This is a genomic window from Acidithiobacillus sp. TH-A36 (assembly GCF_057473445.1).
In genome coordinates, this window is the sequence record NZ_JBYCKP010000407.1 from 1 (window position 1) to 16,867 (window position 16,867).

Below are 16,867 nucleotides of genomic sequence, written 5' to 3' on the forward strand. Positions count from 1 at the left end.
GTCGAATTTGCGTGGCCTACCCCGCCGGTGTTACACCTATTCCACCCATGCTGCACGGCATCATAGCTACCGTCGCACCAACCCTTTCATTGCTCTCGGCTTTAACCTGCACGGACTGCGGCTCAAGGCATTGTTGGCTATCGTGCGCAAACTCATCTCCCAGATCAACCCTCTTTGTAATAGGTTCCGTTCATCCATGCTCAACTGGGGGATACTTCCTCTCCATTTCTCACCACCAATCCTCTTGGGCCATCGGTGCTGCATGTATGAACGTCCTCGACTTTGCAAGATGCCGTAGATTGTGGTTTGGTTCGAATGCAAACATGTATCCGGCCTGTTGATAGGCATATCGCCTTGGCCCCGATGGATAATCCGCATACCTGGTCCTCATTACTTCAACGGCTTTTTTATAGCCAATGCAACACTCAGGTTCTCCAGATATTGGTTCGACCAATCCGCCATCTTTCGTCATCACGCAAATCGTAAAACGGTAGTTACCTCCTTGGTTGTCCTGACCAATCGAAATCGTCTGCCTTCCTGCTACTGCTATACTGCCCCGCGATAGGACTCTCCACGAGCCATCAAGACCCAGGTAGTGCGCACCATCTTGCCAGCCAAGGCCACAGCCGCCTTTTGGATACCCCGACGAGTTATGAGGTCTCGAATCCATTGCGAGCGGGGATCCTTTTTCTCTCCCAAATGCCGGATCACGGCCATCGCTCCCTGGACAAACAAGGTACGCAGGTAGGAGTCTCCCTGCTTGGTAATCCTGCCCAAGCGGCTCTTCCCTCCGGAGCTTGATTGCCGGGGTACGAGACCGACCCAGGCTGCCAGTTCCCGACCATTACGGAAAAGTTGGGCATCCCCCACACTCGCCACCACCGCAGTCGCCGTCACCGAGCCAACGCCGGGTATCTCTGCCAAGCGTTGTGCGGTCGCTTCTTGCGCAAGACGACGAATGCCCTGATCACACTCCGCCAAGCGCTCGTCCAAGCGGAGCAAATCCCCCCGTAACGCGGCAAAGATGCTGATCGCATCCAGGGGCATATTCGCATCCGTAATGGCCGCCAATAGCCGACGGGAGAATTGCGCCGCCCCCTGCGGCAGGACAATGCCAAATTCTTGCAACAAGCCACGAATCCGGTTGATCAATGCCGTACGGTCCACCTTGATGGCCTCCCGGACCCGGTGCAAAGTCAAAGCCGCCTGCTGCTCGGGCGTCTTGATCGCCACAAACCGCATCTGGGGCCGCGCCACCGCTTCACAAATCGCTTCAGCATCGTTGGCATCATTCTTCCCACTCTTGCGGTACGGAACCACAAACTGAGGCGCAATGATCTGCACCTTGTGTCCCAGCTTGCCAATTTCCCTTGCCCAGTGATGGGCACCTCCGCAGGCTTCGATACCCACGAGGCACGGCGGAATATTGGCCAGTGCTTCCAGGAGCCTGGCTCGGCTAACGGTCTTCTTCAACACCGGCTTCCCATGGCGATCCACGCCATGTAGCTGGAAAATATTTTTTGCCAGGTCAATGCCCAAGGTCGTAATCTCTTTCATTGGATGAATCTCCTGTTTCGATAAGGCCCCCATCGTGGCACCAGACCATGCGGGGGGGAAAGAGGACGTTCATCCCATTATTTCATGGTTGAGCGTGCTACCGCTCTAGATCTTCATTGGAATGACCGCTTACGCTGCCCTGCCGCTGTTGAGTCCTGATGGTCGGCAGCAAGACTGGAAGCGGGGGGGGGGTACCCATGCGCCTCAACAGGCGTCCTGAAAAAGACATCATGGATAGATTGGCCAGTTGATTTGCTCTATAATTTTCTCTTAATGTGATACAGGTAGACCGCTTCCGCTGCAAACTTGTCATTGGAGATAAGCATGCCGAGTGGCAGAAAACCGCGAGACGCAGGATGATACTTTTTTGTCCGGGGAAGTCGTTATGTATATTCTGGTATAAAGCTCCAGGATGAAACATAAAGTTTCAGGCCAGATTCAGGGATGATGAAATCAATGGGTTACGTGGCTTCCAGGATGATACTTTATTGTCAGTGGACAGTTGGGGTATTTCCGTCTACCGGGTAGACGATGGCTGTGATGCGTTATCCCCGAAATCCACGGCCCAAAGCCCGCGCAACGAAGGGTCCACTCAGACCCGGCGGTAGCGCGGGTTGTGGGCAGCAGGCCGGAACGGGTACCGGCTGGTCCACTGCAAGTGGAGCTGTCCACAAGGCGGTGGAGCTGCGGGGATAACGCGACCCCGTCCTCATGCTGATTTTTTACTGGGTGCGTCTACCGGGTAGGCGATTGGATGGGTTGGCAAATGTGAGACGTCCGCAAGACGGTGGGGTTGCACTCTGCAAGGGTTTGTGGAGTAGGTGGGGCGCTTGCACGGCGTACACATCTGTACGATAATAAGCACATTGAAATGAAATGGACGTGCGCGATGACAGGGGCGGAATTTGAAAAGCGGGTGAAGCGATTAGGCCAGAATACCGGACAAGCGGTGCGATTCGACAAGCGCCACGGCCATGGTAGCCATGGGCGCCTCTATTACGGCACCCGGTTCACCACACTCAAAGACCGCAAGAAAGAAATCGGCATAGGTTTGCTAAAAGCAATGTGTTTGCAACTGGGCATTAGCCCAGATGATCTATAAAGGAGTTTAATATGCGATATATATACCCGGTAACGCTGGTAAAGGATGAGGATGGAGAGTTCCTCGCCACCTCTCGTGATGTACCCGAAGCGCTCACCAGCGGTGCCACCGAAAGCGAGGCGTTGCTGGCCATGAGCGACGCGCTGGGCGCGGCCCTGGCTGGTTACGTTCTGGACCAGCAAGATATCCCCACGCCATCCATTCCTGCACAAGGCGAATACCTGGTGCCAGTGGCGGCACTGGTAGCGGCCAAGTTGGTATTGCGGTCAGCGATGCAGTCAGAAAGTGTGAACAATACTGAACTGGCGCGGCGCCTTCACCTCTCCGAAGGCGCTATCCGCCGTCTGGTGGATATGGATCACGCATCCCGCATGGACGGGATCATTGCGGCGCTGACCGTCCTCGGCGTGGGAATCATTATCGAGGATCAACGGCAAGCGCAAACGATGGTTGCGGCTTAAAACGCAACCTCCCAGCCTGTTGCCGGGTCAGCGCGTCTACCCGGTAGACGATTCCGGCTCCCCGGCTCCGGTTTGCGTCCGGCAGAACGCGCTCTTCAGATTGCCAAAACGAGGCGCCGCATCCTCTCCAAATAGTCTGATCCACGAGGGCAGCAAACTGGCTGCAACCATGTCGTGCGTCCAGCCGGCGCTGATTCGATTCAGTCTCCAGCCCGCATCAGCAGGCTGCATCAGTCGGAAGTGTGCAAACCAGGCCGAATAAGCAAAAAGCCATGCATCTCGGTCTTTATCGCAAGGCACCGCGAGAGACCCCGTTTTCACAAGGCTAATCCCCCCTCTGCAGCCAGAATTGACTCCCCGCAATCGTCGCCCACGGAGATACACGCTGCAGGACGTGTGATTCAGGGACTGGACCATAATAGCTGGAATCAAAAGCGTAGTTCCCTGGAGCATAGAGCCATACCTGTCCACGCTTCAGGTGATAGATGCCAAAAGGATAATGGATAATCTGGTGATGGTGCCCGGGTGTCCAGCGATCCACCCGGGAGTTCGGGAGCAGGTGTCCGTCCACCCGGACCCCGGATCTCGCCAGTATTACGGTCTGTCCGGGGACAGCGGCAATCTCTTTGATCCACGGCTGTCCAGCGGGAAACCAGTGGTACTTCAGTCCTTCTGCGACGGCCGCATGATGGGCAGGACCCGGAATCTCGACCTCGACCAGTTCTCCGTCATGCAATGGATAAGGAGATCCCAGAAGATGGTAGATCCCCACCGGCTCGCAGGTCGAGTCATTCAGAACCAGGTGCCGATAGTGCATCCATAATCCTATGGCCGCGTTCAGTACCAGAACGCCAATAATCCCCCATGCGCTCCACCAGATCAGTCTTGCAGACGGCAGTCTTGCAGGCCGTTTAGCGGTTACGGCGGAGATTTTTTGCATCTTTTGCATGACGCCGCTCCAGAAAAAAACGTGCAGGGCCTGTCAACAGACGGAAAGGCAAGAAGAATAACCGCTCAATATGGGTGACCCCCCAAAGCAGTGCCTCAGCAACCCTATGCGGACCGGGCCGCTCAAAGAATGCGATCAGCCTCTGATCAAGCCGGGTGATGACTTGCCGAAGATGACTCACGCGCCAGACCCCTCAGGACGTTGATGGCCTCTTCCAGAGAGGCTTCCAGGATAGATATGTGCTGTTCAGCCGGAATCCGGGAATAATCCGCAGATAGCACCTTTTCCCATTGGGTCATCCACTGTTGCGCAGTAAGGGGACGGGACAGATGCTCTCTGAGCAATTCCTTTAAGCGTTCACGACGACCGCCCGTCATGGAGTCCAGCATGGGTTTCCAGGCCAGTAATGGGTCAGTCGCGGATTTCATAAGCCAGACACCGCTGCCCATTCTGATTGCTCAATCTGTTTCACCATCCAGTTTTCTTCATGCCAGCGGCGATGAAGCACCATGCAGGCCAGTAATTTTTCGACGGTGGCAGGATAGGCCGACAACACCCAGGCATGGACAAAATCGTTATGCGCATAAATCTCAATCAGCGATCCCATGGCTACCGCATAACCCGTGGGAAGATGTCCCTTTTCCACATGGTAAAAAATACGTTCTGCCATTTTTTGTATATCAGCCAAACCACGCCCCTCTATTTTCCTTGTCTCTTTCTTCATCAGGTATCTCCACGAGAGCGTTTCGCAAAGCTGCCTGGAGTTCTTCAATAATCCCGGGATACAACCGGGGGTCCAGTGCGGGATCGTGACGTGTCAATGATCGCCAGTAACGCTTACGGGTCGCCAAGGACAATTCAGCCTGTCTTTCTGCGCTCATTGGCATCCGGTTCCCCATGGCCCAGTTCCCCGCAATAGTTCGCTGGCGGAGACTGATCCGATGGCTCCACCCAGCTTGGTGCCCCGCAAAATGGACAACGATAGGGCGCTTCGATTCTGTTTTCTTCGTGCATCCCACTTACCCCCAAAATCTGTGGATAACCCTGCTGAGAAGTTTGCAAAAGGATGACAAATCACCATCATCCCCCCGTGCCTCATTATCAGGCGTCCCTGGCTAATCTTCCTCACCGGTTCACCGCGAACAATACCGGCACTCCAAAAAACGCGCCCCAGGCTTTTGCAGAAGCCCTCTGGATGGCCGGAATATCTGTTCCCCGCGCCCACCAGTCGTTGGCCGGGGCCATCAGGAACTGAATCCCCTGCGGGTATAGATCAAGGGCAGGCCACATCAATAGTTGCTCATAGCAGATGAGATAGCCGACCTTTCTGCCGTCGATCTCTGTGGTTTCCGGTTTCCGGGAAAACGGTGCCATTCGGAAACTGCCCCGGGGGCGCCATGGGTGCCACATGGAAAAGGGCACCGGGATGTGATCCGGCAGGACCGTCTGGTGGCCATCCTGGATCTTCACCAGCGCATCCAGATAGCCCTTTGCAAAGGGCACATCGGCCCCGAGCAATACAGTTTGCCCCGGGTGCCGCGCCGTCCAGCGGATGACCGGACGCCAAATGGCCCGGGTGCCCGGCAACCAGGGGCCGGCCGCCCCTTCCGGGGTCAACACCAGCTTGCTGCCTGCGCGCAGATCCGCCAGAACCTTCGGGGCCAGCTTCATGGACGCATCCACATAAGACAGGGCGGAGCGGAGGCGGCCCAGATGCGTATTGATGCCCACCCACCCCGTAGGGGCAACAGGCAGTAGTTGCGAGTTGGAAAAACCCAGAAGCCAGAGATCAAAAATAATGATGACAGCCATCAGCACACGCACAAGGGAGTCCGGTTTTTTTCGCGCACGGATACCCATGGCAAAGATGCCGAGCAGGGTCATCAGGATCCCTGTTGGCCCTGCGGCGACAGCGCCGAGCCAGGGCGAAGTCCAGCCAATGATTCCCAGGGGCGGTAAGATCGTGGATGTGACGGATGTGATGACAGTGGCCGCGATAGCGCCAAAACCGCAACCTGCAAGGGTTGCACCCTGCGAAGGGGCTGCACCCGGCAAGGGTTGCGCCCTTCGCAGGGTTGCACCACAGAAACGCTGGGCGATGATCCGATACGCCAGATAGGGCAGGGCAAAGGCCAGCGATGAAAGCGACCAGAATCCAATACCGAGCAATAGTCCTGAGTGTGGGAAGAATACCGCCGTGCCTTTGATGAGTCCGTAGGTTGTCGCCAGGTGGTATCCGAACATCAGGGCAAATGGCGCCAACCAGTGCCGCTTGTTCAAAACGGGCAGAAGCAGCAAGGCCAGTGGCGCAAGCCATATGGCATGGGGCCAGGCCAAAGCGCCCACGAGGGCACCCAAGAATACCGGGGTGGCGAGTTGGGAGAGGGGAGGGGGCTTCAGATCATCGTCTACCGGGTAGACGGAAATGTTTACGGTTTTGCTCTGCATGAGCGGGTATAGATCGGCAGCAGGTTGAATCGTCTACCCGGTAGACGATTTATGTCCTCCCAGTTAGCGATGTATGGATAGGGGCAGGGCAGCGGGGCGGGCGATCGTCTGCCGGGTAGACGGACGAAGCGGCCACGTTTTCCCGGAAAAAATGCGCCGTCTAGCGGCTGAACGCAGTTATACCCCTTCTTTATCTTGCGTTCCGCTTTTCTTTCGGTAAATGCTTTTTTTGGCGTTTTCGTCTACCCGGTAGACGATTTTTTGGGCATCGTTCAGCGGGAATCTCGTGTTTTTTCGTGCGGCGTCTACCGGGTAAACGATTTCTGACAGAGGAGATCGGTCCAGCGTCTACCCGGTAGACGCCCGATTACCGGTGCGACGTGGCCGCCGACAGAATTTTGGCGACCCATTTGTTCAATACTGAATCTCGGATACGCTTTTTTTGGGGGGCGATCGTCTACCCGGTAGACGATTTCAGGAGAGGCTTGCGTTCTGTTACTTATCGCTCCACTTTGTTCCGAACTTCTTGGCATCCTGCTTGTCCGGCCACCAGCAGGACTGGCAGCCCTCGCACTTGAAGAAGGTGCTCCCTTTCTTCGTCTTCAGGGTGATGGTCGGTTTTTTGCAGGCAGGGCAGGTGGGGCCAGCGGGACCAGCCTTTTGCCCTTTGCCCCGCGTTTTTCCGGTAGACGGTTTGCCACCAGCGGTGGAAGATGACCGTGCTTGCCCGACAGCGATGGTTGCCGCTTTGGCTGCTTCGATCATGCGCGAGACGAATTTGCGCTGCGCTTCCTCGAACTGCTGTAGCGTCAGGCGCCCTTCGGACACGGACGATAGTGCGTCCTCCCAGCGGGCCGTCATGACGGGATCCGTGAGGTCTTTGGGCAGCGCGTGAACCAGAGCGCGCCCGGCCTGGGTGGAGAGAATCTGTTTTCCTTTGCGTTCCAGGAATCCCCGTGTCAGCAGCGTTTCAATGATGTTGGCCCGGGTGGCCTCAGTCCCCAGCCCAGAGGTCTCCTTGAGCTTGGTCTTGGCGGCCTCATCCTCCACTACCTTATGGATGTTGCTCATCGCCTCAATGAGAGAGCCATCGGTGAACCGCGCGGGCGGTTTGGTCTGCTTTGCCTGCACGTCCGCATCCTGAACCGCCAGGACTTGTCCCTTTTTGAGCTCCGGGATCGGCTGGGCGGGGGCGTCATCATTATCGTCATCGGTCATCCCATACACGGCTTTCCAGCCTGCAGAGATCGGGATGTTGGCAGTCGCCTTCCAGTCCTCGCTGATACAAGTCAGCAGGGCCTTGATCGCCCGGTACACATAGGGCGGATAGAACTGCGCGAGATAGGAGCGGACGATGATCTCGTAAACTTTGGCTACTGCGGGACTCATAGAGCCTTGCATGGAGCCGGTCGGAATGATGGCGTGGTGCGCCGTCACTTTACCCGTATTCCAGATGGCCGACTTCCGGTTAGAATCGGCGGCTTTCACCAGATCCGCAAATCCAGCTTTTGCCAGGCCGGACAGTATCTGTCCGGCATCCACATGCTGTTCTTCCGGTAGATAGCGACAATCGGTCCGGGGATAGGTCGCTGCCTTGTGTTCCTCGTACAGCGCTTGGGCCGCATCAAGGACATTTTGTGCCGACATGCCGAGCTTGGCCGAGCAGACCTTTTGCAGTTCGGCGAGAGAGAACCCTAGCGGTGCCAGTTGCTGCTTTTCGGCGCTGGTGAAGTCCTTTACTGTCGCTTTGCCATCTGTTTTGGCCTGGGTTGCCAGCCGGTCAGCAGCTATCCGGTCAGTGAGGTAGCCTTCGGCATCGACACCCTCAAAATCTTCCCGCAACTCCCAGGCGGCCCAGAAGCCCGCGTTTATGCGCGGCACATAATAATCCTTGGGTTTGAAGTGCTCGATCTTCTCGTCACGAGCCACAACCAGAGCCAGAGTTGGTGTCTGCACACGGCCCACGGAAACGACCCCAGCACCGCTGTTGCGCAGGGTGAAAGCACGGGTGAGATTCATGCCCATGAGCCAGTCCGCGCGAGAGCGCGCTTCTGCTGAATTTCGGAGATTCTGGTAATCCTGGTTATTCTTGAGCGATGACAGCGCCTTGCGCACGGACTGCTCATCAAGAGCGGCCAGCCAAATGCGTTGCGTAGGCCCTTTCCAGCGGAGTTCCTCCAGGACCTCATCCACCAGCAGCTGGCCCTCCCGGTCCGGGTCGCCAGCATTGACTACAGACGAAGCCTTCTTGAGCAGGTCCCTGATCACCTTGATCTGGGCCTTGGCGTCATCCTTCGCCCGCTTTTCCCATTGCTCCGGAAAGATGGGCAGTTCCTCAAAGCGCCATTTCTTCTTGCCCTTTGGTGTGGTGGGAACATCATCAGGCGTGTAAAAGTCCGGCTCTTCCCGCTCGAATATATGGCCGAAACACCAGGTCACGACGGTATCCGATCCACATTGGATGTAACCACTCCCCTTGCTCTTCGAGCCGGGTAAATACTCGGCGATCCCTTTGCCCAGGCTGGGCTTCTCAGCAATATATACTTTCATCAGACACCCTCAATCGTCTACCGGGTAGACGCTCTGCGTCACCCCAACGCGAGGGTATAGATCGGGGGAGGGTCAGTATTATGCGTCTACCGTGTATGGACTCTCCCCTAACGGAGTTGCCGCAGCTAAAACGAACCTCGCTGTGCATCGTGGAAAGATGTAAATGTACAGGGAAGTTCGAAAAACCCCCCATTTCCAGTAAAATGTAGGGAGCCGATTGGAAGGGAGAGCAACCCATGGCAGGACTGGTAGGGAAAACAGGATTCTATGGTGGACCCATGAGTCAAGACAAAAAGAGCGAGAGTTTAAGCTAGTCTGGTTTCTAACATTGCAGCAGAATGGCGCTGCCCCAAATCGTCCCTGAGTAATGGTCATGCTGCGACTTTTGGATAGCGGTCCACAATGCAGGCGCCGCCCCTTTGCCCTGTCAGGTATACCTGATCTGGTGTCAGATAGCCGAGGGACTGATGCGGGCGGCGACTATTGTAAAACTCAAAGTAGGCAGTCAGCCCAACCATCAGTTCTGGTACATGGCCATAGCCCCGCAGGTAAATATCCTCGTACTTCACACTGCGCCAAAGCCGCTCCACGAAGATGTTATCCAGGGCGCGACCACGACCGTCCATGCTGATCTGTACACCATGCGCCTGAAGTAAGCCTGTAAACGCCTCAGCGGTGAATTGGCTGCCTTGGTCCGTATTGAAGATCTCCGGCGCACCATAGCGTTGTAGCGCCTCTTCCAGACAGGCCACACAGAACTCTGCCTCCATGGTATTACTGATCCTCCAGCTCAACACCTTACGGCTGTACCAGTCCATAATAGCCACCAGATAGACAAATCCATGGCGGAGCCGGATATACGTGATATCCGTACTCCAGACCTGACCGGGGCGATCAATCGTCAGCCCCCGCAGCAGGTAGGGATAAATCTTATGCGCTGGATGGGGTCGGCTGGTGTGCGGCCCTGGAGCCATGCCCGCCAAACCCAAGGTGCGCATCAATCGCTGCACCCGTTTGCGATTGACCCTAAACCCCAGATTTTGGAGATATACGGTCATCCGGCGACTCCCATAAAACGGCGTTGTTGTGTATTGGGCATCCAGTAAATCCATGAGCACTTTATCCTCTGCGTCCAATGGCTTTTCGGGTCGCTGCGCGTAAACCGTGGCTCGGGCCACGCCAGCCAGGTGACACTGCCGTTGAATAGAGATCAACGGATTCGGTGCGATCCACGTCCGCCGCGTCTCTACCGTCACACTCCGGACTTTTTTTTCAGCCAATCCAGTTCGACTTTCAACCGCCCGATTTCACTGTAAAGATGCTCCGGGTCGCTGTGCGCATCAATGGGATGTGGGCCACGCTTGCCCTCAAATAAAGTACCCACCTGCTCCAGAATAGCCTTCTTCCATTGCCCGACCTGCGCCGGATGCACTCCATGCTCCTGCGCAATCTCGTTGATGGTTTTCAGGCCCCGGATCGCCTCCAGCCCCACCTTGCCCTTAAAGACTGCTCCATACACTTTCCGCTTTGCTGCGCTCATCGTCTCCTCCTGACCAGACAACAAGCTTAAACTATTGTCTCAAATCTGGGGTCCACTATATTCTTCCCCGTATAGCGTCACAAAACTTTAGGCAAAAACCAATGGCAGACATATTCGATCTATATAAGCCGCTTAGGAATGCAATTCGTAAGTTGGCCCTGCAACCATCTCTTAAAAACTGTTGGAATTACCAAAAGAGAGCCGACGTCTCTGGAACAATAAGAATTCCGGTAAGTTTTGGTGGCCGCAATCCTTTCGAGTTTCATGTTTGGGAACTTCACATTCTATGCCGAGAAATACTACTCCACGCGAATGGGTATAGTGATGCGCTATCGTCCTTGAATGGTCTCGCCAACTATATCAACCTTATTAGAGATCTTACAAGCAAAATATCGAGGCGTACGATAAACTCAGGCGACAGCGCCTTACAGGCTTTGTTCCCGCTGGCACATCAGCAGGTACGTTGGCAATATAGCTTAGATGAGGCGCGTATTTTTCGTACGTTCTACATCTACAGCGATCCTGATTTGGCAACCATTTTTAAGCGCGTAACTGGCACATCAATATCTGATATGTGTGCGATGTCTTTAACAATAAGTGGGATCGCAAAGAGTAATTTATCAATAAATACCAATCAAGACTATTCTGTAATTGTGACGAATAACGAGGCGCGAGATACTTTTTTCAAAATGACCACAAAAACAATCAATGATATTCGCAAGATTGTATCAGAAAAACAAAGATATGACGAAAGCTGGGCATACACATGGAACCCACTAGAGGCATGGCCACTGATTAACATTGAAGTTGCCGGGAATTCTGAGATCTGGTGCCCGCTTCCAGAGTTGCTTTTCAGGCGTGTTACAGAGGGTGTTTTTTATGATCTAGTAGATAGCGGAGAAAAAAAATTTGGGGACAAATTCGGAAGATCTTTCGAGAGGTATGTTGGAAAGGTTTTGGGTGAAATATTCAACTCAGAAAAATATAAAGTATGTGGCGAACAACCATATAACGTAAGCGGCCAGACTAAGCACGGCGTCGACTGGATCGTAAGTGATGATAGCGGCAACATATTTATCGAGTGCAAGGCTCGTCGTCTACTCCATGAAGCTAAAGAAAGTTCTGATGGAGATGCTCTAAAAAGGTCGCTTGAGAATCTCGCAAATGCAGTTGTCCAGCTATACAGGAACATTAATGATGTAATCTCCGGAAAATCAAAATGGTGCCATAATGATCTCCCAATATATCCATTCGTCATCACCTATGAGGATTGGTATCTTTTTACTCCACACATAATTAATTATCTTCTTGCTTGCGTGCGACGCAAGCTTCAAGAACACGATATGTCACCCTCAGTTATAGATGAAAATCCATTTTTTGTTACATCCATTGCTGAGGTGGAGAGGGCTGGACAGGCTATATCGCATTTTGGTATTGAACGATTCTGTACGTGCGCTGAGGTCAATCAGTATCGCTATTTCAAGTTAAGTGGATTAGCCTTGGCAGCCTTCCCGGGCGAGAATATTATTTATCGTCGGCTATTTCAGGATGGTTGGAGCGAAATGCTTCCTCACCTGAAGCACTTGATAAATAATTAGTGTACAAAATCAGGACAGTATCTCCTCATAGCCAAAATACCACAACTTTCCGTGGCTTCTCACCTTTTCTGCGGGTGCGTTGCTCAATGTGCCCCGTGATCTCTCCGCCGGCGTTGAGCTTTTGCAGCACGGCATCCCGGTTGTCGTCTTTGCGATAAAGCCAGCCGATGGGCGTTTTCGGGTATTCTTCAAGCCAGATCCCCACAGCGTCCTGATCATAGGGGTTGCTCGTATCCCGAGCAATCCGAACCTTGTTGTCTGCTGGGATGCCAGACAACCCAGAGGCTTCAGGGAACTCCTGGTTAAACGCAAGATTTGAGATTCGTCGCATGTCTGGTATAGATCGAGGGATTCGGAGATAAATGAAGGGGCTTACCCGCGTTCGATCTATACCAGGCAGGAAACTTGACTCAGAGGGCGGAGGGATGGATGGATTATCAGAAAATCGAGGTCCCGGATGAGCTGCTTTGTGGGACCGCGTTTGTCGAAGGCGGGGCGCCGGACTTGCTCATCGCTGCGGCCTGGGCCATAAACGGTTATCGTTGCACCGTTGACCATTTGCAGCAAGCAGAACCAGAGGAAGACATTGATGATGCGGAGTGAATCAACTCTCAACGCGATCCCGCAAGATCTGCGTAACGAGCTTTCCTTGCTGGTCGACTTACTCCCAGAGCATAGCCCACTGCCATATACAAAGGCCAAACTCCTGGTGCTATCTTGGAGCAGGCTCGGCCATGACGCTTTGGCCTGGTCCGGAGCCAGCCTGATCACCAGGATTGATCCGGGTCCATACGAGTCCGGAGATCCGGCATACGGACCCATGCCGACGGTGAATCGATCGGTTGATCTTTGGCAACCGTTTTCACCAGGGCACTGGCGAGAGCATGTGCGAGGAATGAGCCTGTTCGACCTGGCCGTTTATCTGAAACTGAAGGTGGGAACGTGGGGGACCACTCCCATAGCCCGCCGGCGGCATGTCACCAAGGATCGGCTTGATGGCCTCGGTCTTGGGTGTCAGATTCATCCAGCAAACTCAACCGCATCGATCTTTTTATGCGGTGAGCGATCATTGCTGGAGATCGTTGAGACAGACCTTGCGGACCAGATCAGATAGGCTTCACAGGTAGAATCGGAAATCAATAAAGCCTTCTACCAGAACGCGCCTTTGTTTTGTAATGGAAATATTTTGTTTCTGGGAATGGGGGCGTTGGATGATGTCGGTAAGTATATGGATGTTCATGTATGGGGTATGCTAGAATTTCATCGGGATTTGGATAAAGGTGGTACCGATTTTCTTTTGTTGGTATTTATGTTGGTATTTTCCAGTGATGCAAGATCGCTAAGGTCACAATTACCGGTTAATAAACAATGTATTAGGTTTTTTTGTGCGCTTAATACAGGTTCCGACTCTCGGTACCAAATTTGATTTGAACGGCCCGGTTAATCCGGGCTTTTCTGTATTTGGTTTTCAGGTGGTTTGGAGGAGCGGGTACATGTTGATTCAACGACGTTTTACCTTTTTGGCTTTAGCTGCTGCAGTCTCCGCTTTGCCCTTGGGAGGCTGCGTTGCACTCGTCGCTGCTGGTGCCGGTGGCGGGGCAGTGGCCTATGTGCAAAATGGCGGGGTCGCCAATTTTTATGCTTACTATCCAGCTTCCATGAATCGGGTGAGTGCTGCTTCTCAATCTGCATTTGCAGACATGGGCATACGCTATAATGGTGAAATTCGCAAAAGCCCTTCCAAATATCTGTTAGAAGGGATGACCACGGAAGGAGATACCGTGCGGGTAACCTTGACCTCCATGGCGACGGATGTCACCAAGGCGAATATTCGTATTGGTACCTTGGGTAATAAATCGATGTCCTTGCAGTTTCAGAAGCTGCTTTCCCAGCATTTGGGTTTGGCTGCCAGTGCGACAGCGCCGACGAGTCTCCCGCCTGCGCAAGATAATGTTCCTGCAGAAGCGGCGCCGCAGCAGCCAGCCCAGGAAACCATCCCCCTACAGTAGGGGTTTGGGGAAACTGTCATAAAAGTGTCATAAAAAGTTCATAATACGGTCACAATTGGGGTGTAGCCTTTCGTAAGGTCCAGACTAGAAAGGAGACCACGATGGCAACACCGCAAGGCAGTTCAACACAAAACAATGTGGCAGAGGCACTCAACTCTGTCAGTTTCAGTCCGTTTCATCTGAAAGCCATGTTTGCGTCCGCAATGGGCTTTTTCACTTCTGCTTATGATCTTTTCATTATTGGTACCGCCCTGGTGCTGATCAAGGGTGAGTGGCATTTGGGCGCAGCCGAAGTCGGGCTGATTGGTTCCATTTCGCTCATCGCCACTTTTGTGGGTGCCTACGTATTTGGTACCCTGGCGGATCGGCTGGGCCGCAAGGCCATTTACGGTCTTGAAGCACTGTTGATGACCGTTGGTGCACTACTATCCGCTTTTGCGCCGGATGTGACAGTGCTGCTCATCGCCCGCGTTATTTTAGGCTTGGGGATTGGTGGTGATTATCCGCTCTCCGCTGTGCTGATGAGCGAATATGCAAACGTCAAATCCCGTGGTCGCATGGTCAGTCTGGTTTTTTCAGCCCAGGCCATTGGTTTGGTAACAGGTCCGGTAGTGGCTTTAACGCTGCTGGCGGCGGGTGTGAATCATGACCTGGCCTGGCGTCTGATGCTGGGACTGGGTGCTTTACCGGCGGCCGCCGTTATCTATATTCGTCGTACCCTACCCGAATCTCCGCGCTGGTTGGCCCGCGTCAAAGGCGATGCCGTGGCAGCCGGTAAGCAACTGGCTTCATTCAGCTTGGGAACGGCCACGGCCACGGTTCAGGACAAAATTGTCAAACAGCCTTTGAGCCGTTACTGGTTGACCCTGCTGGGTACAGCCGGTGGCTGGTTCATGTTCGACTATGCCTATTATGGAAATACCATTTCTACCCCCATGATCATGTCGCATATTGCCCCGCATGCCGACGTGGTGACCAGTACAGCATTGAGTTTGATGGTATTTGCCATTGCTGCTGTCCCCGGTTATTTTCTGGCGGCGTTTACGATTGATCGTGTTGGTCACAAAACCCTGCAGATGCTGGGATTTTTTCTGATGGGATTGATGTTCCTGCTGATTGGTGCTTTCCCGGTACTGACGCAATCTGTGGGTGTATTTCTGGTGCTGTACGGTGTTTCCTACTTTTTTGCGGAATACGGCCCCAATACCACCACCTTTGTTCTGGCCGCCGAACTTTTCCCGGTCAATTTACGGACTACCGGACATGGCCTGTCTGCAGGCACAGCCAAAGTAGGTGCTTTTTTGGGTGCTCTGATTTTCCCGATCTTGCTGCATGATTATGGTTTGCATGGAACTTTGATGATCACTTTCTTTTTCGCTCTGGCTGGTTTGCTGCTCACCGCTTTCTGCCTCAAGGAGCCTGCTGGTAAATCTCTTGAAGAAGCCAGTGGTGAAGATGTTGTGGTGCCGATGCGCGGAAACAAGCCTGCCGGGATGACCCCTTCTTGATACTTGTCTGATCGACTATCGGGCAGGCTGTTATAACTGCCCGATTTTATGAATGATGCTTTTTCCAGAAAATACTGTCTATAAAACGGTTTTCCGGAAAGCGCAAAATTTTATGAATGATCAACCGAAAAATAGAAATCAGGAGCGAATATGTTTTATACCATGATCGGAGGCGTGCTTCATCATGCATTCCATCTGACGGATGCCCTGTTATTAATGACGGCTGCAAAAAAGGAAAGCACCAGTGCGCTTTCCGGTTCCAGAATCCTGATATTTTCTGCGGGAAAGCCCATAGATAAAATGGCTTTACGGTTACAGCGCTCCGGCGCTTTTGTCAAAGCGTTGAATGGTCATGAAAGTGATGTTTTACCACTCATTAAACGCTGGCATCCGGTTTTGCTGATTATTACGGATTGGACTGTGGATATGGCGCCATGGCTGAATGAATTATTATCCCTTCCGGTTTGTACGCACTTATCCGTTCTGGCATTGGGTGCCGATGACGAAGCGCATGCCATGTCCGCACTGGATGCCGGTGCCAGCGCCTATCTGGCGGATACGGTGACGGAATCTGTTTTACGCGCCCAAATAGGAACCCTGTTAAAAAACGGCCATCATTGGGAGACGACAGAAGTCCGGCAAGATCCCTATATCTGGATCAACCCTGAAAGCAGTCGAATTCGCTTGAACGGTTCTGAAATCAGATTGAGCCGAAGGTTATTCCGGTTTCTCCATTATCTGGCTTTGCACCCGGATCGGACATTTACGGCCTCGGAAATTGCCAATGTGCTCAGCGATGGTCAAAAATTCATTCAGGAAAACTCAGTCGCTGCTCAGGTTCATCGATTACGCAAATATATGGAGGCGGCTGGTGCCGGAGAATGGCTGGAAACGGTGCATGGTTTTGGTTATCGGCTGACTTTGCCGCAAAAAATATCATTTGATGTGAAATTGTCATAAAAGGTTCATAAAACTGTCACATTAGTTTGTTAAGGTAGCACCTTCATTGTTACAAGGTGCTTTTCTGATGAATCTTCATTATCTCATTCACCTCGCCAACTACTCGGACGGGGTTCTATACATTCTGGGCCTGATGCTGCTGGTGGAACTGGCCGTGATGGTGGATCGCTTCTGGTACCTGCGGC

Annotated in this window: 17 protein-coding genes and 1 pseudogene; 9 read left to right on the forward strand and 9 right to left on the reverse strand. The window is 53.3% G+C overall.

All coding sequences use genetic code 11. From position 1 onward, the window contains the following. Positions 1-546: 546 nt before the first annotated feature. Entirely contained in the window at positions 547-1,557 is a 1,011-nt protein-coding gene (locus AC2VLY_RS10600; protein WP_215843325.1) for an IS110 family RNA-guided transposase, read from the reverse strand. An 871-nt stretch (positions 1,558-2,428) separates the two neighbouring features. Between AC2VLY_RS10600 and AC2VLY_RS10605 the strand changes: the two genes are divergently transcribed. After that, positions 2,429-2,659 (forward strand): type II toxin-antitoxin system HicA family toxin, encoded by a 231-nt coding sequence (locus tag AC2VLY_RS10605; protein WP_486922232.1) that lies wholly within the window; start codon positions 2,429-2,431, stop codon positions 2,657-2,659. Positions 2,660-2,670: 11 nt separating this feature from the next. Beyond that, positions 2,671-3,120, forward strand: a complete 450-nt coding sequence (locus tag AC2VLY_RS10610) for a type II toxin-antitoxin system HicB family antitoxin (protein ID WP_486922233.1) — start codon at positions 2,671-2,673, stop codon at positions 3,118-3,120. A 325-nt stretch (positions 3,121-3,445) separates the two neighbouring features. On the opposite strand, the gene AC2VLY_RS10615 is transcribed toward AC2VLY_RS10610, so the two are convergent. The 7 genes from AC2VLY_RS10615 to AC2VLY_RS10645 all read right to left on the reverse strand — a co-directional run bounded on the left by AC2VLY_RS10615 (position 3,446) and on the right by AC2VLY_RS10645 (position 10,607). Then, positions 3,446-4,069, reverse strand: coding sequence for a S26 family signal peptidase (locus AC2VLY_RS10615; RefSeq protein WP_486922234.1), 624 nt, complete (start codon positions 4,067-4,069; stop codon positions 3,446-3,448). A 146-nt stretch (positions 4,070-4,215) separates the two neighbouring features. After that, positions 4,216-4,497, reverse strand: a complete 282-nt coding sequence (locus AC2VLY_RS10620; RefSeq protein ID WP_486922235.1) for a hypothetical protein — start codon at positions 4,495-4,497, stop codon at positions 4,216-4,218. Beyond that, positions 4,494-4,757, reverse strand: a complete 264-nt coding sequence (locus AC2VLY_RS10625) for a hypothetical protein (RefSeq protein ID WP_486922236.1) — start codon at positions 4,755-4,757, stop codon at positions 4,494-4,496. The genes AC2VLY_RS10620 and AC2VLY_RS10625 overlap by 4 nt, the downstream gene beginning before the upstream one ends. Further along, positions 4,750-4,950 carry a hypothetical protein gene (locus tag AC2VLY_RS10630; RefSeq protein WP_486922237.1) on the reverse strand — a complete coding sequence of 67 codons (201 nt, stop codon included), beginning with the start codon at positions 4,948-4,950 and terminating at the stop codon, positions 4,750-4,752. The genes AC2VLY_RS10625 and AC2VLY_RS10630 overlap by 8 nt, the downstream gene beginning before the upstream one ends. Before the next feature lie 244 nt (positions 4,951-5,194). After that, entirely contained in the window at positions 5,195-6,517 is a 1,323-nt protein-coding gene (locus tag AC2VLY_RS10635) for a carbon-nitrogen hydrolase family protein (protein ID WP_486922239.1), read from the reverse strand. A gap of 495 nt (positions 6,518-7,012) precedes the next feature. Next, entirely contained in the window at positions 7,013-9,067 is a 2,055-nt protein-coding gene (locus tag AC2VLY_RS10640) for a DNA topoisomerase 3 (RefSeq protein ID WP_486922240.1), read from the reverse strand. Positions 9,068-9,438: 371 nt separating this feature from the next. Beyond that, a protein-coding gene (locus tag AC2VLY_RS10645; RefSeq protein WP_486922241.1) for an IS3-like element ISAfe17 family transposase occupies positions 9,439-10,607 on the reverse strand; the annotation gives its coding sequence in 2 pieces (ribosomal slippage) (positions 9,439-10,331 and positions 10,331-10,607; 1,170 coding nt in all). 101 nt (positions 10,608-10,708) lie between these two features. Here AC2VLY_RS10645 and AC2VLY_RS10650 point away from each other — a divergent pair. After that, positions 10,709-12,205, forward strand: a complete 1,497-nt coding sequence (locus AC2VLY_RS10650; RefSeq protein ID WP_486922242.1) for a hypothetical protein — start codon at positions 10,709-10,711, stop codon at positions 12,203-12,205. A gap of 25 nt (positions 12,206-12,230) precedes the next feature. Here the strand turns inward: AC2VLY_RS10650 and AC2VLY_RS10655 are convergent, their stop codons facing one another. Then, entirely contained in the window at positions 12,231-12,482 is a 252-nt protein-coding gene (locus AC2VLY_RS10655; protein WP_486922243.1) for a hypothetical protein, read from the reverse strand. A 152-nt stretch (positions 12,483-12,634) separates the two neighbouring features. Between AC2VLY_RS10655 and AC2VLY_RS10660 the strand changes: the two genes are divergently transcribed. From AC2VLY_RS10660 to AC2VLY_RS10685, 6 genes and pseudogenes are all read left to right on the forward strand, one after another. Then, positions 12,635-12,808, forward strand: coding sequence for a hypothetical protein (locus AC2VLY_RS10660; RefSeq protein ID WP_486922244.1), 174 nt, complete (start codon positions 12,635-12,637; stop codon positions 12,806-12,808). Next, positions 12,795-13,319, forward strand: coding sequence for a hypothetical protein (locus AC2VLY_RS10665; RefSeq protein ID WP_486922245.1), 525 nt, complete (start codon positions 12,795-12,797; stop codon positions 13,317-13,319). Before AC2VLY_RS10660 ends, AC2VLY_RS10665 begins: the two co-directional genes overlap by 14 nt. Positions 13,320-13,698: 379 nt before the next feature. Continuing rightward, on the forward strand, positions 13,699-14,214 hold the full coding sequence (locus AC2VLY_RS10670) for a DUF3568 family protein (protein WP_193649536.1): 516 nt from the start codon (positions 13,699-13,701) through the stop codon (positions 14,212-14,214). 101 nt (positions 14,215-14,315) lie between these two features. Beyond that, positions 14,316-15,722, forward strand: a complete 1,407-nt coding sequence (locus AC2VLY_RS10675) for an MFS transporter (protein WP_486892160.1) — start codon at positions 14,316-14,318, stop codon at positions 15,720-15,722. 150 nt (positions 15,723-15,872) lie between these two features. Beyond that, positions 15,873-16,682, forward strand: coding sequence for a winged helix-turn-helix transcriptional regulator (locus AC2VLY_RS10680; protein WP_486922246.1), 810 nt, complete (start codon positions 15,873-15,875; stop codon positions 16,680-16,682). Positions 16,683-16,749: 67 nt separating this feature from the next. Then, positions 16,750-16,867, forward strand: a pseudogene (locus AC2VLY_RS10685) (MotA/TolQ/ExbB proton channel family protein); the annotation flags it as partial.

What these genes read in the sequence shown, in the direction of transcription:
- AC2VLY_RS10670 (WP_193649536.1), top strand. Translation starts at nt 13,699, where the DNA reads ATGTTGATTCAACGACGTTTTACCTTTTTGGCTTTAGCTGCTGCAGTC.
- AC2VLY_RS10660 (WP_486922244.1), top strand. Translation starts at nt 12,635, where the DNA reads ATGGATTATCAGAAAATCGAGGTCCCGGATGAGCTGCTTTGTGGGACC.
- AC2VLY_RS10610 (WP_486922233.1), top strand. Translation starts at nt 2,671, where the DNA reads ATGCGATATATATACCCGGTAACGCTGGTAAAGGATGAGGATGGAGAG.
- AC2VLY_RS10635 (WP_486922239.1), bottom strand. Translation starts at nt 6,517, where the DNA reads ATGCAGAGCAAAACCGTAAACATTTCCGTCTACCCGGTAGACGATGAT.
- AC2VLY_RS10680 (WP_486922246.1), top strand. Translation starts at nt 15,873, where the DNA reads ATGTTTTATACCATGATCGGAGGCGTGCTTCATCATGCATTCCATCTG.
- AC2VLY_RS10630 (WP_486922237.1), bottom strand. Translation starts at nt 4,950, where the DNA reads ATGAGCGCAGAAAGACAGGCTGAATTGTCCTTGGCGACCCGTAAGCGT.
- AC2VLY_RS10640 (WP_486922240.1), bottom strand. Translation starts at nt 9,067, where the DNA reads ATGAAAGTATATATTGCTGAGAAGCCCAGCCTGGGCAAAGGGATCGCC.
- AC2VLY_RS10605 (WP_486922232.1), top strand. Translation starts at nt 2,429, where the DNA reads ATGAAATGGACGTGCGCGATGACAGGGGCGGAATTTGAAAAGCGGGTG.
- AC2VLY_RS10650 (WP_486922242.1), top strand. Translation starts at nt 10,709, where the DNA reads ATGGCAGACATATTCGATCTATATAAGCCGCTTAGGAATGCAATTCGT.
- AC2VLY_RS10675 (WP_486892160.1), top strand. Translation starts at nt 14,316, where the DNA reads ATGGCAACACCGCAAGGCAGTTCAACACAAAACAATGTGGCAGAGGCA.
- AC2VLY_RS10615 (WP_486922234.1), bottom strand. Translation starts at nt 4,069, where the DNA reads ATGCAAAAGATGCAAAAAATCTCCGCCGTAACCGCTAAACGGCCTGCA.
- AC2VLY_RS10620 (WP_486922235.1), bottom strand. Translation starts at nt 4,497, where the DNA reads ATGAAATCCGCGACTGACCCATTACTGGCCTGGAAACCCATGCTGGAC.
- AC2VLY_RS10600 (WP_215843325.1), bottom strand. Translation starts at nt 1,557, where the DNA reads ATGAAAGAGATTACGACCTTGGGCATTGACCTGGCAAAAAATATTTTC.
- AC2VLY_RS10665 (WP_486922245.1), top strand. Translation starts at nt 12,795, where the DNA reads ATGATGCGGAGTGAATCAACTCTCAACGCGATCCCGCAAGATCTGCGT.